Source organism: Aeromonas sp. s8, from assembly GCF_040907785.1.
GTDB lineage: Bacteria > Pseudomonadota > Gammaproteobacteria > Enterobacterales > Aeromonadaceae > Aeromonas > Aeromonas veronii.
In genome coordinates, this window is the sequence record NZ_JBFOCL010000040.1 from 17,159 (window position 1) to 30,420 (window position 13,262).

Here is a 13,262-nt window from a genome sequence, read left to right on the forward strand (position 1 = left end):
AGCACTCGCCACAGTTGAAAAATGTATATCTCGGTGACATTGGCACACTTGGGCGCCATTCACCGGGCATCGCTCTCCCCGTCCACCGCAGAGGGCAACAGGGGTTGCAGCTCCGGATCCAGCTCGGGGAGCTGCTCCAGACTCTGCAGATTAAAGTAATCCAGAAACTCTCTGGTGGTGGCGAGCAGTTCGGGGCGACCGGCCACCTCTTTGTGGCCGATGCTGCGCACCCAGCCACGCTCTTTCAGGGTATTCACTATCTGGCTCGACACCGCCACCCCGCGGATCGCTTCTATCTCGGCCCGGGTGATGGGTTGGCGATAGGCAATCAGGGTCAGCGTCTCCATCACGGCGCGCGAATAACGCGGCGCCCGCTCGCTCCAGAGCCGCGAGAGCTCCTCGGCATACTCCTGACGCGCCTGAAAGCGCCAGCCGGAGGCGACCTCTCTGAGTTCGACGCCTCGCGAGCTGTAATCTTGCCTGATCTCGGCCAACAGCAGCTGAACATAGCGACTGGTCACCGGATAATCCGCCAGCACGCTGCTTTTCAGCTCGCTGACATTGAGCGGACGACCAGCCACAAACAGCGCAGCCTCGATCAGGGTCTTGAGTCGTTCAGTGGGCAGCGCCACGGTTGCCCTCCTCGCTCTGCTCGGCCAATGCAAAATGGATTGGACCCAAGGGTTCTGCCTGCAGGATCCAGATCAGTTGCTCCTTGCACAGCTCCAGCAGGGCCAGAAACGTCACCAGAACCCCCATGCGCCCCTCTTCGGCGCGCAGCACCTGCTCAAGGCGCAGGGTCTGGCCCAGCGTGAGCATGGCGAGGATCTCCGCCATGCGCACCCGGGTCGGGATCTGTTCGCGGCGGATCTGGTGATGTTCGAAATGAGTCGCGCGTTTTACCACACTTTGCATGTAAAGGGCGAGCTCAACCAGCGAAACATCGGGCGCCAGTGGCTTGAGGGCGCCAAAATCGGGGGGCAAGGCGGCTGCGATATAAATCTCTCGCTCCACCCGTGGCAGCTCATTGACCCGCTCCGCACCGACCTTGTAACGCTCGTACTCCTGCAGGCGGCGGATCAGGGTCACCCGCGGGTCTTCCCCCTCCTCTTCGTCCTCCAGCTCCGGTGCCTTGGGCAGCAGCAGACGGGATTTTATCTCGGCCAGCCAGGCCGCCATCAACAGATACTCAGCCGCCAGCTCAAGGTTGAGCCCCTGCATCAGCTCCACGTACTCCATGTACTGGGCGGTGATCTGCAGGATCGGCAGGTTGAGGATATCGAGCTGCTGACGCCGGATAAGGTAGAGCAGCAGATCGAGCGGCCCCTCGAAGGTATCGAGGAACACCTCCAGCGCATCGGGCGGGATGAACAAGTCCTGGGGCAGCTCGTGATAGGGCTGCCCCAGAACTTTCGCGATGGGTAGTACGGCACCAGTCCCCGTCTCGGCGGAAGGGACTGTCACCGGTTCAGCGACATCACTCAAACGGAGTCGGGTCCCCGGCGCCGCGACGACGCAATACCGGCTCGTCGTCAGAGAAATCGACCACTGTGGTGGGCTGCTCGCCCAGATAACCGCCGTTGACCACCAGATCGATCTGCTTGCCCAGCTTGTCGAAGATCTCTTCCGGGTCAAACTCGGCCATCTCTGACTCCGGCAGGATCAATGTGGTGGAGAGCAGCGGCTCGCCGAGTGCTTCCAGCAGTGCCTGGGCAATCTTGTTGTCCGGCACCCGGATGCCGATGCTCTTCTTCTTCTCGTTCATCAAGCGGCGCGGCACCTCTTTGGTCGCCTTGAAGATGAAGGTGTAGGCGCCCGGGGTATTGTTCTTGATCAGGCGAAATGCGCTGTTGTCGACCTTGGCGTAGGTGGAGATCTCGGAGAGATCGCGACACACCAGAGTGAAGTCGTGGTTGGCGTCGAGGCGACGGATGCGACAGATGCGCTCCAGCGCGCCCTTGTCACCCATCTGGCAACCCAGCGCATAGCCGGAGTCGGTCGGATAGACGATAACGCCGCCGTTCTGGATGATCTGTACCGCCTGACCGATCAGACGGGCCTGGGGGTTTTCCGGATGTACGTAAAAATGCTGACTCATAGCTTGTTCTCGCAATGGGGGCAGCAATACCTGCCCGCTCGTATGGTCACGGGTCAAAGACCCATGACACTACCTTAACCTGTTTGTGGCCGCTTCGCTGGCGCCGTTAGCGACTCGCCAGCAGCTCGGCATGTTGCTCGGTGGTGAGCCCAAAGTGACCGGGATAGGCCAACCAGACGGGCATCCCCTCTTTGGGCAGCCAGAGGTGGCGGCCCAGCTCGGTCCAGTTGGAGGGGAAGTGAAAATCCGATCCCACCGAGATATAGAGGTCGTGATCCTTGGCCCACTGGCCCAGATTGGCCCGCTCCTGCGGGCTCTGCTGGGGCAGCGACACCTCCATGGCATCCCCACCGGCCGCCTTGAAGGCCACCAACAGCCGCTTGATCCACTTGGCGGTGAGATCGTAACGGCTGGGGTGGGCCAGCACCGCCAGCCCACCGGCGGCGTGAATGGCGGCGATGGCTTCGCTCATCTCGGGCCACTCGGCCGGGGCATACCCTTTATTGCCACGGCTCAGGTACTTTTTGAATACCTTCTGCATATTGTCGGCCACTCCGCGCGCCACCAGCACCCGGGCAAAGTGGGCGCGGGTCACGGCAGCATCACCGGCCAGCGCCTTGGCCTCTTCATAGGTGCCGGGGATGAGGCACTTCTCCAGACGACGCCCGATTTCCAGTGCACGCGCCTCGCGACGGGCCAGCTGACCGGCCAGAAAGTCGGTCAGCTGCGGATTTTTTTCATCCACCCCCAGCGCCACGATATGAATTTCGTGATGCTCCCAGCCGGTGGAGATCTCGACCCCGCTCACCAGTCGCAGCGGCAGTTGCTCGGCTTCGATAGTGCGACGCACCTCATCAAGCCCGGCGAGGGTGTCGTGGTCAGTAACTGCTAACACTTCGACCTGTTTTTCGGCGGCGCGGCGCACCAGTTCGGCTGGGCTCAGCACCCCGTCGGAGGCAGTGGTATGGCAGTGAAGATCGAATCTCATCAGGTTATTCCGCTCTCGTGGTCAGGTCACCATTCATGGCAAATCGGTGAAAGAAGGCTAAAAAGCGACTTGACTTGGCCGCGGCTTTATCGTTTTCTGTAGGCACTTCATTGCAAACATCTTTTTACAGGACTTTATCATGCAAACGACTTCCATCCTGACCATCTGGTGGTGGCACACTCCCTGACATGCGGGCGTGTGGTCGTTGCTGTACCTGTAATCTGACAGCAAATTAAGAACCCAAAGAAAAAGCCCGCTGACCCCAGCGGGCTTTTTTATTATCCGGCAAATGGACCTGTGATGAAACCGAGAATTCAGACAAGCAAGCTGACCTGGCGATGGCGCCCCTGAACCAGCCACCCCGGACCAATTAAATTTCTAAGGAATTCAACGTCATGAACATCGGTAAACAGCATCACACGCAAGGGAATGCACTATGACAGCCACACATCGCCTTCCTCTGGGTGAATTCGATACCCTCAAGCTCAACGCCCCCTATGTGGCCGACCCGCTGGCGCTCTATACCCGCCTCTGTCAGGGCCGCCCCAACAACCTGCTGCTGGAATCGGTGGAGATCGACTCCAAGGCGGGCAAACAGAGCCTGCTGCTGGTCGATGCCTGCCTGCGCATCGAGTGCCGTGGCCGCACCGTGCGGGTTCGCAGCCTCAATGACAACGGCGTCCAGTTGAAAAGCCTGCTGGCCGAACGGCTGCCCGTGGTGGTGGCCCGCTCGCTGGTAGATGGCGAGCTGCAACTCGACTTCCCTGCCTCCGATCGGGAGCAGGACGAAGATTCCCGCCTCAAGGGGAGCAGCGTGCTGGACGTGTTGCGCACCCTGCAGCGGGAGCTTGATTGCCAGCTCGGCAAAGAAGCGCTGTTTATGGCGGGCAGCTTTGCCTACGACCTCATCGCCTCATTTGAAGATCTGCCTGAAGTGCCGGAAGGGAGCAACAGCTGCCCCGACTACTGCTTCTATGTGGCCGAAACCCTGATCACCATCGACCATATCGAACGCACCACTCAACTGCTGGCCTGTATCTTTGGCGGCGATAGCGACGAAAGCCAGGTTGAAGACAGATACACCCGCCTGACCGAACGGCTCACCGACTTCAAACAGATTTGCCAGCAACCCCTCTGCGCCGAGCTGACCACCCAGCCCCTGACCGGTGGCATGAGCGTGGACAAGAGCGACAAACAGTTCTGCGCCGAGGTAGAGAAGCTCAAGGGCTTTATCCGCCGTGGCGATATCTTCCAGGTGGTGCCGTCCCGCTGCTTCTCCCTGCCCTGCCCGAGCCCCCTGGCCGCCTATCGCCGCCTCAAGCAGACCAACCCCAGCCCCTACATGTTCTACGTGCAGGATGAGGGCTTCACCCTGTTTGGCGCCTCGCCGGAGAGCGCGGTGAAATTCTGCGCCGCCAGCCGCGACGTGGAGATGTACCCCATCGCCGGTACCCGCCGCCGCGGCTTCAACCCCGATGGCAGCATCAACCGGGATCTCGACGGCCGCATCGAGCTGGAGCTGCGTCAGGACGAGAAAGAGGTGGCCGAGCACCTGATGCTGGTGGATCTGGGGCGCAACGACATCGCCCGCATCTCCGAGCCCGGTACCCGCTACGTCAAGGAGCTGCTGAAAGTGGATCGCTACAGCCACGTGATGCATCTGGTCTCCAAGGTGGTCGGCACCTTGCGTTCCGACCTTGACGCCCTGCACGCCTATCAGGCCTGCATGAACATGGGCACCCTCACCGGCGCCCCCAAGATCCGCGCCAGCGAGCTTATTCGCATGGTGGAAGGCAAGCGCCGCGGCAGCTACGGCGGCGCGGTTGGCTATATCAACGGCGCTGGCGAAATGGATACCTGCATCGTCATCCGCTCCGCCTTTGTCAAAGAGGGCGTGGCCCATGTGCAGGCCGGTGCCGGGGTGGTCTATGACTCCAAGCCGCAAGCCGAAGCGGACGAAACCCGCGCCAAGGCGGCCGCCGTGCTGGCCGCCATCGCAGCCAGCCATGGCACCTCCCTGCAAGCCCTGAGCGCCCAGCAGGAGCAACATAAGGACGTGAGCCATGACTAACATTTTCCTGCTCGATAACTTCGATTCATTTACCTACAACCTCGTCGACCAGTTCCGCTCCCTCGGTTATCCGGTGCGGATCTACCGCAACAGCCTGCCGGCCAGCCGCATCATGAGCGAAATTGCCGCCTGCGAAGGGGATGCCGTGCTGGTGCTATCGCCGGGCCCGGGCGCCCCCCACGAGGCGGGCTGCCTGATTGATCTGATCAAGCTGGCCCGCGGTCAGGTGCCTATCCTCGGCATCTGCCTCGGCCATCAGGCCCTGTGCGAAGCCTACGGCGGCACCGTCGGCGCGGCGGGCGAGATCGTCCACGGCAAGCGTTCGCTGATTGAGCACAACGGCCACGGCGCCTTCGCCGGTCTGCCGAGCCCGCTGCCAGTGGCCCGCTATCACTCGCTGGTCGCCACCTATGTACCGGAAGAGCTGACGGTGATTGCCCACTATCAGGGCATGCCCATGGCCATCGAGCAGCAGGATGAGCGGGTGCTAGGCTTCCAGTTCCATCCCGAATCCATCATGACCTCGGAAGGGGCCCGCCTGCTGACTCAGGCGCTCGCCCATATCACCCGTCCAGTTAGCAGTGTGCGGTAAGGAGACCAACATGCATCATCATCTCAACACCCTCTATCAGGGTCAGTCTCTGAGCCGTGAAAGTACCCGCGACGCCTTCGGTCAGGTGGTACGTGGCGAAGTGGACCCCATCGTGCTCGCCAGTCTCTTGACCGCCCTCAAGATCAAGGGGGAGACCCCGGAGGAGATCGCCGGTGCCGCCGAGGCCCTCTTGGCAGAAGCGCGCGACTTCCCGCGTCCGGATTATGAGTTTTGCGACATCGTCGGCACCGGTGGCGATGGCCTCAACACCATCAATGTCTCCACCACTTCGGCGCTGGTCGCCGCCGCCTGCGGCCTGAAAGTGGCCAAGCACGGCAACCGCTCGGTCTCGAGCAAGTCTGGTTCAAGCGATCTGCTCGACAAAATGGGCATCAAGCTCGACATGAGCCCGGCGCAGGCGCGCCATTGCCTTGACGAGCTCGGCATCTGCTTCCTGTTCGCCCCCCAGTACCACGCCGGGGTGCGCCACGCCATGCCGGTGCGCCAGGCCCTCAAGACCCGCACCCTGTTCAACGTGCTGGGGCCGCTTATCAACCCCGCTCGCCCCACCTATCAGCTGATGGGGGTCTATGCCCCCGAGCTGGTGCGCCCCATCGCCGAAACCCTGCTGGCACTGGGGCTGAAAACCGGTATGGTGGTGCACGGCGCCGGGCTCGACGAGATTGCCATTCACGGCCCGACCCAGGTGGCCCAGATCCGTGACGGCGAGATCCGTGAATTTATGATCACCCCGGCTGACTTTGGCCTAGAGACCTATCCGGTCAGCGCCATTCAGGGCGGTGAGCCTGAAGAGAATCGCGCCATCACCGCAGCCATCCTGGAAGGGCGTGGCACCCCGGCCCACAACGCTGCCATCGCCGCCAATGTGGCGCCGCTGCTGCTGATGGCGGGCAAGGCGACCGATCTCAAGAGCGCGGCGGCCGAGGTGCTGGCGGTGCTGGCGAGCGGCAAGACGGCGGATCTGGCCGCCCGGCTCGCCACTTTAAGCCATCAGGAAGCGGGCCATCAGGAGGCATGATGTCAGCCACCACGTTGCACAGCAGTCATTCAGAACGCCCACAGGGCAAGAGCCAGTTTCGCAAGGATAACGAGATGTCAGACCTTATTGCCCCCCATGCTTTTCTGAACATGGCCTCCATCAGCCAGACCATTCTCGGCAAGATCGTGGCGGCCAAGCAGGAGTGGATTGCCGCCCGCAAGCTGGCCCAGCCGCTGGAGAGCTTCCAGAGCGCGCTGACCCCCAGCGATCGGGATTTCGTAGGCGCCCTCAAGGCGGGCTCCACCCGCTTTATTCTGGAGTGCAAGAAGGCTTCCCCCTCCAAGGGCTTGATCCGCGATGACTTCAGCCCGGAGGCCATCGCCGATATCTATGCCAAATACGCCACCGCCATCTCGGTGCTGACCGACGAGAAGTTCTTTCAGGGGGATTTCGCCTTCCTGCCGCGGGTGCGCAGCCGCGTCAGCCAGCCGGTGCTCTGCAAGGATTTCATGATTGACCCCTATCAGGTCTATCTGGCCCGCCACTATCAGGCAGATGCCATCCTCTTGATGCTCTCGGTGCTCACCGACGAGGGCTATCGTGCTCTGTTCGCGGTCGCCAAGGAGCTGGGCCTTGGCGTGCTCACCGAGGTGAGCAACGAGGAGGAGCTTACCCGCGCCATCGCGCTGGGGGCACCGGTGATTGGCATCAACAACCGAGATCTGCGGGACTTGAGCGTCGATCTCAACCGCACCAAACAGCTGGCCAAAGATATCCCGAGCGATCGGGTAGTGATCAGCGAGTCCGGCATCAATCACCGCGCTCAGGTGGCGGACCTGCGCCACCACGCCAAAGGCTTTCTGGTGGGCTCATCCCTGATGGCCGAGCCGGATCTGGAAGCCGCAGTGCGCAAGCTGGTACTGGGCCAGAACAAGGTGTGCGGCCTGACCCGTGCCGACGATGCCGCCGCTGCCCATCAGGCGGGCGCGGTGTTCGGGGGTCTTATCTTTGTGGCGAAAAGCCCGCGCTATGTGGACATCCCCGCCGCCCGCGCCGTGATGGCGGGTGCGCCGCTCGCCTATGTCGGGGTATTTCGCAACGCCCAGCCCGCCACCATTGCCAAGACGGTGGATGCGCTGGGGCTCGCCGCGGTGCAACTGCATGGGGATGAGGATGCCGCCTATATCGAGGAACTGCGGCCGCTGCTGCCCGCGGGCTGCCAGATCTGGAAAGCCGTAGGCGTCTCTCTCGGCAAAGAAAGCGGCGAGCCGCTGCCCGCCCTCGACTACCCGGCGGATCGCCTGCTGCTGGATACCAAAGTAGGCAGCCAGAGCGGCGGTACCGGTCAGGCGTTCGACTGGGCCCTGCTAGCCCATCTCGATAAAGCCAAGCTGATGCTGGCGGGGGGCCTTAATCCCGACAACGCCCTGCAGGCGGCGCAAGTGGGCTGCCTCGGCCTTGATTTCAACTCCGGGGTAGAGAGTGCCCCGGGCCAGAAGGATGCGCACAAGATAGCAGCCGCCTTCGACACACTGCGCAACCTGTAACGCAATCCTTTTTGATATTTCGATTTAGCTAATACAAGGAAGAAGCCATGACCCTGCTCAACCCGTTTTTCGGTGAATTTGGCGGTATGTACGTACCCCAAATCCTTATCCCGGCCCTGCTCCAACTGGAGAAAGCCTTTGTCGATGCCAAGGATGATCCGGCCTTTATCGCCGAGTTTCAGTCCCTGCTGACCGAGTATGCCGGTCGCCCGACCCCGCTCACCCTGACCCGCAATCTGACCAAGGGTACCAAGACCCGCCTCTATCTGAAGCGTGAAGATCTGCTGCACGGCGGCGCCCACAAGACCAACCAGGTGCTGGGTCAGGCGCTGCTGGCCAAGCGGATGGGCAAGAACGAGATCATCGCCGAAACCGGCGCCGGTCAGCATGGTGTGGCGACTGCGCTGGCTTGCGCCCTGCTCGGCCTCAAGTGCCGGGTCTATATGGGCGCCAAGGATTGCGAGCGCCAGAAGCCTAACGTGTTTCGTATGAAGCTGATGGGCACCACCGTCATCCCGGTGCACTCCGGCTCCAGCACCCTGAAAGATGCCTGCAACGAGGCGCTGCGCGACTGGGCTGCCAACTACGAGTCGGCCCACTACCTGCTCGGCACCGCCGCTGGCCCGCACCCCTTCCCCACCATCGTGCGGGAGTTCCAGAAAATGATCGGCGAAGAGGCCAAAGCCCAGTGCTTCGAGAAGGAAGAGCGACTGCCCGATGCGGTGATCGCCTGCGTCGGCGGCGGGTCGAACGCCATCGGCATGTTTGCCGACTTTATCGATGAACCATCGGTGCGCCTTATCGGCGTCGAGCCGGGTGGTCACGGCATCGAGAGCGGCGAGCACGGTGCGCCGCTCGGTCACGGCAGCAAGGGGGTCTTCTTTGGCATGAACTCCTACCTGATGCAGGACACTCAGGGCCAGATTCAGGAGTCCTACTCCGTCTCGGCGGGGCTCGACTTCCCCTCCGTCGGCCCGCAGCATGCCCATCTGGCCGCCATCGGCCGCGCCGAGTACCCCTCGGTGACCGACAAGGAGGCGCTGGACGCCTTCCAGGAGCTGGCCAAATCCGAAGGCATCATACCGGCGCTGGAGTCCTCCCACGCACTGGCCCACGCCCTCAAGATGGCTCGCAGTGAACCGGAAAAAGAGCAGGTGCTCATCGTCAACCTCTCCGGCCGTGGCGACAAAGATATCTTCACCGTGGCAGACATTTTTGAAAAAGAAGGAACCTTGTCATGAACCGTTACGCACAACTCTTCTCCCGTCTGGACGCGGCCAATCAGGGCGCCTTTGTGCCGTTCGTGATGCTGGGTGACCCCACCCCCGAATTGTCGCTGGCCATCGTCGATGCGCTGGTCGCAGGGGGCGCCGATGCCCTCGAACTCGGCATTCCCTTCTCCGATCCGGTAGCGGATGGCCCCACCATTCAGGGCGCCGCTCTGCGCGCCTTTGCCAGCCACACCACCCCGGACGACTGCTTCGAGCTGCTTGGCCGCATCCGCGCCAAGTACCCGCAGTTGCCCATTGGCCTCTTGGTCTACGCCAACCTCGTCTATGTGCGCAAAATTGACGGCTTCTACGAGAAGTGCCTGCAGGCGGGCGTGGACTCCGTGCTGGTCGCCGACGTGCCGGTGCAGATGTGCGCGCCCTACAAGGCGGCCGCCGACAAGTTCGGCATCGACAGCATCTTTATCGCCCCGCCCAATGGCGACGCCAAGACCCTGAAACAGGTGGCGGAGCTCGGCAATGGTTACACCTATCTGGTGAGCCGCGCTGGCGTGACCGGTGCCGAGACCAAGGCCGGCATGCCGGTGGAAGGGCTGATCAATACCCTGCGCGAGTTCAATGCTCCCCCTGCCCTGCTCGGCTTTGGCATCAGCGAACCGGCTCAGGTGCGTGAAGCGATTGCCGCTGGCGCCGCCGGTGCCATCTCCGGCTCCGCCGTGGTGAAGCTCATCGAGACCCACCACCAGAACCCGGAACATATGCTCACCCGTCTGAAAGAGTTTGTGGAAGGGATGAAGGCCGCGACCAATCGATAAAGAATGACATTGGCCAAATGCTATTGGCCGTGAGTGATCCGGCTGCGTATCCACCTTACACATAGCAGCCATCGTTGCATCGCCGCATCAAAGGGAGCCTGACCGGCTCCCTTTCTTTTTGTGGCTTCTCCCCGCTTGCGGCTCTGGGCATTTTGCCCCCTCTCCCTCCGGGAGAGGGCTGGGGTGAGGGGGAATGTGCATTCTCTGCCAAACAAGTTGCTAAATACAAATGCCACTGATGACTAATTTTTTGATCTGGAACAGATTCCTATCAAACCCCTCTTCTCATTTTCTCTCCGACCATTAAGATATTCAAACGAAAATCACCTCTCGAACGAGAGAATACTATAGAAATGATATTTAGTAAGCGTAATAAGGTAAGGATTGATATTTTATAGTATTTCTCATATGACAGAAACGACTTACACAAGGTTTAGGGAATGGATAAGATCTCGCTGCAATATGATGTTTCTGATTTAGCTAAGTTTATGCGAAAAGCCAAGGATGGCAATAAGCCTTTTGTTTTTTTCACTGGTGCTGGTTGCTCAGTTACAGCAGGAATTCCTCTTGCAAAAAGACTAACTGAGGAAATGCATAAATGTTTTGAAACCGAACTTAAATTGCTTGTTGGTGCTGATCGCGAAGACTACGGTAAGTGCATGGCACAAATTGGCCGCGATGATCGCAGACGTTTTCTGAAGAGTTATATTGATCAGGCAAAAATTAATTGGGCTCATATTGCCTTGGCATGCCTGCTACGAGAAGGCTACATTAGCCGCGTCTTAACATTTAACTTTGATAATTTATTAGCTCGTAGTTGTGGGCTATTAGGTTTGTACCCCGCTACTTATGACTTTACAGCAGCCAATTTAAACTTATATCACTTGATTGATAATCCTGCCATTGTTCATCTTCACGGACAAAGCCATGGTTTTGCTCAGCTCAATTCCGATAAAGAAACTGCGGAACATGCGGCACAATTGAGCCAATTTGTATGTGCAACATTAAATGAATCACCAGCATTGTTTATTGGTTACAGCGGGCAAGCCGACGCATTTTTTCCGCAGATAAAAAATCATTTTTCAGGCCAGCATCGACTATTTTGGGTCGATATGCAGGAGCAAGCTCCCTCGCATATTTCTGAGTCTATTTTAAAAACAAGCCTAGCCTATTATATGCGCTGTGCAAATGGAGCTGATATATTTTTGGTTGAACTAGCTCAACAGCTAGATTGCTTTCCTCCAATGATTATTACTGACCCATATGCTCACTTGCTCGAAGAACTCGATGCAGTCACTGACTATCCACAACATAATAATGTCAACACAGTCCATCCTGACATTCAATTAGACGACAGCCAATCAGTTTCGATAGCGACTCAAGATATTTTACAAGAACTACGACAGCGCCTCATGCAAGCGCAAAAAGTAGAGCGTGATGCACAACGTCCAAACTATCTTGAATTGTTCTTACAAGGTAAATATCAGGACATTATTGAACTATCTGTACAACTCAGACCTCAAGATATTACTGAAGAAGTCTGGGTTGCTAAAGCCTATTTAAACTTGGCATTAAAACAAACTAGTCTTGAACAGGAAATGGATATATATGACGAGCTCATCCAACACTTTGGCACCACCGATGCTCCCGCAGTGCAAGAGCAAGTGGCCAAGGCGCTGTACAACAAAGGCGTGACGTTAAGTCAACTGGGTCATTCGGAAGACGCAATCACGTTCTATGACGAGCTCATCCAACGCTTTGGCACCACCGATGGTCTCGCAGTGCAAGAACAAGTGGCCAAGGCACTGTACAACAAAGGTGTGACGTTAAGTCAAGGGGGTCGTTCAGAAGACGCTATCACGGTATATGACGACTTCATTCAACGCTTTGGCGCTACCGATACTCCCACACTGCAAGAGCAACTGGCCAAGGCCCTGTGCAACAAAGGCGTGACGTTAAGTCAGCTGGGTCATTCAGAAGACGAAATCACGGTATATGACGAGCTAATCCAACGCTTTGGCTTTACCGATGAGCCCAAACTGCAAGAGCCAGTGGCAAAAGCGTTGTGCTACAAGGGCATAACGTTAAGTGAGCTGGGCCATTCAGAAGACGCAATCACTGTATATGACGAACTCATCCAACACTTTGGCTCTACCGATGAGCCCAAACTGCAAGAGCCAGTGGCAAAAGCGTTGTGCTACAAAGGCATAACGTTAAGTGAGCTGGGCCATTCAGAAGACGCAATCACTGTATATGACGAACTCATCCAACGCTTTGGCTCCACTGATGCTACCGCACTGCAAGAGCAAGTGGCCAAGGCGCTTTGCAACAAAGGCGTGACGTTAGGTCAGCTGGGTCGTTACGAAGACGAAATCACTGTATATGACCAGCTCCTCCAACGCTTTGGCACCAGCGATGCTCCCGATCTGCAAGAGCACGTGGCCACGGCGCTCTGCAACAAAGGCAGGACCTTGGGTCAGCTGGGTCGTTCAGAAGACGCAATCACGGCATATGACGAGCTCCTCCAACGCTTTGGCACCAGCGATGCTCCCGTTCTGCAAGAGCAAGTGGCCAAGGCGCTGTGCTACAAAGGCATGACGTTAGGCCAACTGGGTCGTTCAGAAGACGCAATCACGGTATATGACGAGCTCCTCCAACGCTTTGGCACCAGCGATGCTCCCGCATTGCAGGAGCTAGTTACTAAAACAAAGGCTCTACGCGACAAACAGCCAACGAATTAAAAAGCAATTTGGCTGTAGCATAATCACTCATTACATGAGGTGTTCTAACACTAGGAAAAATCAGGCCCCCATCTTTATAAGCAAAACATTGCATAGCCAGAACACAAAAGATCGGGGGCCAGTTTTTGATTTTTTGCTCAACCATGCTCCCCCCCCTTTCAACCCCACATCTAGCGTCCCC

At 58.6% G+C, this 13,262-nt stretch carries 11 protein-coding genes; 7 read left to right on the forward strand and 4 right to left on the reverse strand.

Annotated features, from left to right (window positions below):
* Positions 1 to 59 precede the first annotated feature (59 nt).
* The 4 genes from scpB to AB5Y86_RS12880 form a co-directional block, all read right to left on the reverse strand.
* Positions 60 to 632, reverse strand: a complete 573-nt coding sequence (gene scpB / locus AB5Y86_RS12865) for an SMC-Scp complex subunit ScpB (RefSeq protein ID WP_368193003.1) — start codon at positions 630 to 632, stop codon at positions 60 to 62.
* Positions 616 to 1,485: a ScpA family protein gene (locus tag AB5Y86_RS12870; RefSeq protein WP_185716070.1), complete on the reverse strand. Its 870-nt coding sequence runs from the start codon at positions 1,483 to 1,485 to the stop codon at positions 616 to 618. Before AB5Y86_RS12870 ends, scpB begins: the two co-directional genes overlap by 17 nt.
* Entirely contained in the window at positions 1,478 to 2,098 is a 621-nt protein-coding gene (locus AB5Y86_RS12875; RefSeq protein WP_021231208.1) for an L-threonylcarbamoyladenylate synthase, read from the reverse strand. The genes AB5Y86_RS12870 and AB5Y86_RS12875 overlap by 8 nt, the downstream gene beginning before the upstream one ends.
* A gap of 106 nt (positions 2,099 to 2,204) precedes the next feature.
* On the reverse strand, positions 2,205 to 3,086 hold the full coding sequence (locus tag AB5Y86_RS12880; protein WP_019445650.1) for a PHP domain-containing protein: 882 nt from the start codon (positions 3,084 to 3,086) through the stop codon (positions 2,205 to 2,207).
* 436 nt (positions 3,087 to 3,522) lie between these two features.
* Here AB5Y86_RS12880 and AB5Y86_RS12885 point away from each other — a divergent pair, with 436 nt between their 5' ends.
* The 7 genes from AB5Y86_RS12885 to AB5Y86_RS12915 all read left to right on the forward strand — a co-directional run bounded on the left by AB5Y86_RS12885 (position 3,523) and on the right by AB5Y86_RS12915 (position 13,081).
* Entirely contained in the window at positions 3,523 to 5,157 is a 1,635-nt protein-coding gene (locus AB5Y86_RS12885; RefSeq protein ID WP_368193004.1) for an anthranilate synthase component 1, read from the forward strand.
* Complete coding sequence (locus AB5Y86_RS12890) at positions 5,150 to 5,749, forward strand: aminodeoxychorismate/anthranilate synthase component II (protein ID WP_005347355.1); 600 nt, start codon at positions 5,150 to 5,152, stop codon at positions 5,747 to 5,749. Before AB5Y86_RS12885 ends, AB5Y86_RS12890 begins: the two co-directional genes overlap by 8 nt.
* 10 nt (positions 5,750 to 5,759) lie before the next feature.
* Positions 5,760 to 6,788 (forward strand): anthranilate phosphoribosyltransferase, encoded by a 1,029-nt coding sequence (gene trpD / locus AB5Y86_RS12895; protein ID WP_368193005.1) that lies wholly within the window; start codon positions 5,760 to 5,762, stop codon positions 6,786 to 6,788.
* Entirely contained in the window at positions 6,788 to 8,296 is a 1,509-nt protein-coding gene (gene trpCF, locus AB5Y86_RS12900) for a bifunctional indole-3-glycerol-phosphate synthase TrpC/phosphoribosylanthranilate isomerase TrpF (protein WP_368193111.1), read from the forward strand. Before trpD ends, trpCF begins: the two co-directional genes overlap by 1 nt.
* Before the next feature lie 47 nt (positions 8,297 to 8,343).
* Positions 8,344 to 9,537 carry a tryptophan synthase subunit beta gene (trpB, locus tag AB5Y86_RS12905; RefSeq protein WP_231720366.1) on the forward strand — a complete coding sequence of 398 codons (1,194 nt, stop codon included), beginning with the start codon at positions 8,344 to 8,346 and terminating at the stop codon, positions 9,535 to 9,537.
* A complete protein-coding gene (gene trpA / locus AB5Y86_RS12910) occupies positions 9,534 to 10,340 on the forward strand; it encodes a tryptophan synthase subunit alpha (protein ID WP_368193006.1) in 807 nt (268 codons plus the stop codon). Before trpB ends, trpA begins: the two co-directional genes overlap by 4 nt.
* 440 nt (positions 10,341 to 10,780) lie before the next feature.
* Positions 10,781 to 13,081: a tetratricopeptide repeat protein gene (locus AB5Y86_RS12915; RefSeq protein WP_368193007.1), complete on the forward strand. Its 2,301-nt coding sequence runs from the start codon at positions 10,781 to 10,783 to the stop codon at positions 13,079 to 13,081.
* The last annotated feature ends 181 nt before the right edge of the window (positions 13,082 to 13,262 follow it).

Excerpts from the sequence above, each read along its gene's own strand:
- trpD (WP_368193005.1), top strand. The coding sequence starts at position 5,760 with ATGCATCATCATCTCAACACCCTCTATCAGGGTCAGTCTCTGAGCCGT.
- AB5Y86_RS12890 (WP_005347355.1), top strand. The coding sequence starts at position 5,150 with ATGACTAACATTTTCCTGCTCGATAACTTCGATTCATTTACCTACAAC.
- trpB (WP_231720366.1), top strand. The coding sequence starts at position 8,344 with ATGACCCTGCTCAACCCGTTTTTCGGTGAATTTGGCGGTATGTACGTA.
- AB5Y86_RS12875 (WP_021231208.1), bottom strand. The coding sequence starts at position 2,098 with ATGAGTCAGCATTTTTACGTACATCCGGAAAACCCCCAGGCCCGTCTG.
- AB5Y86_RS12915 (WP_368193007.1), top strand. The coding sequence starts at position 10,781 with ATGGATAAGATCTCGCTGCAATATGATGTTTCTGATTTAGCTAAGTTT.
- trpA (WP_368193006.1), top strand. The coding sequence starts at position 9,534 with ATGAACCGTTACGCACAACTCTTCTCCCGTCTGGACGCGGCCAATCAG.
- AB5Y86_RS12880 (WP_019445650.1), bottom strand. The coding sequence starts at position 3,086 with ATGAGATTCGATCTTCACTGCCATACCACTGCCTCCGACGGGGTGCTG.
- AB5Y86_RS12885 (WP_368193004.1), top strand. The coding sequence starts at position 3,523 with ATGACAGCCACACATCGCCTTCCTCTGGGTGAATTCGATACCCTCAAG.
- trpCF (WP_368193111.1), top strand. The coding sequence starts at position 6,788 with ATGTCAGCCACCACGTTGCACAGCAGTCATTCAGAACGCCCACAGGGC.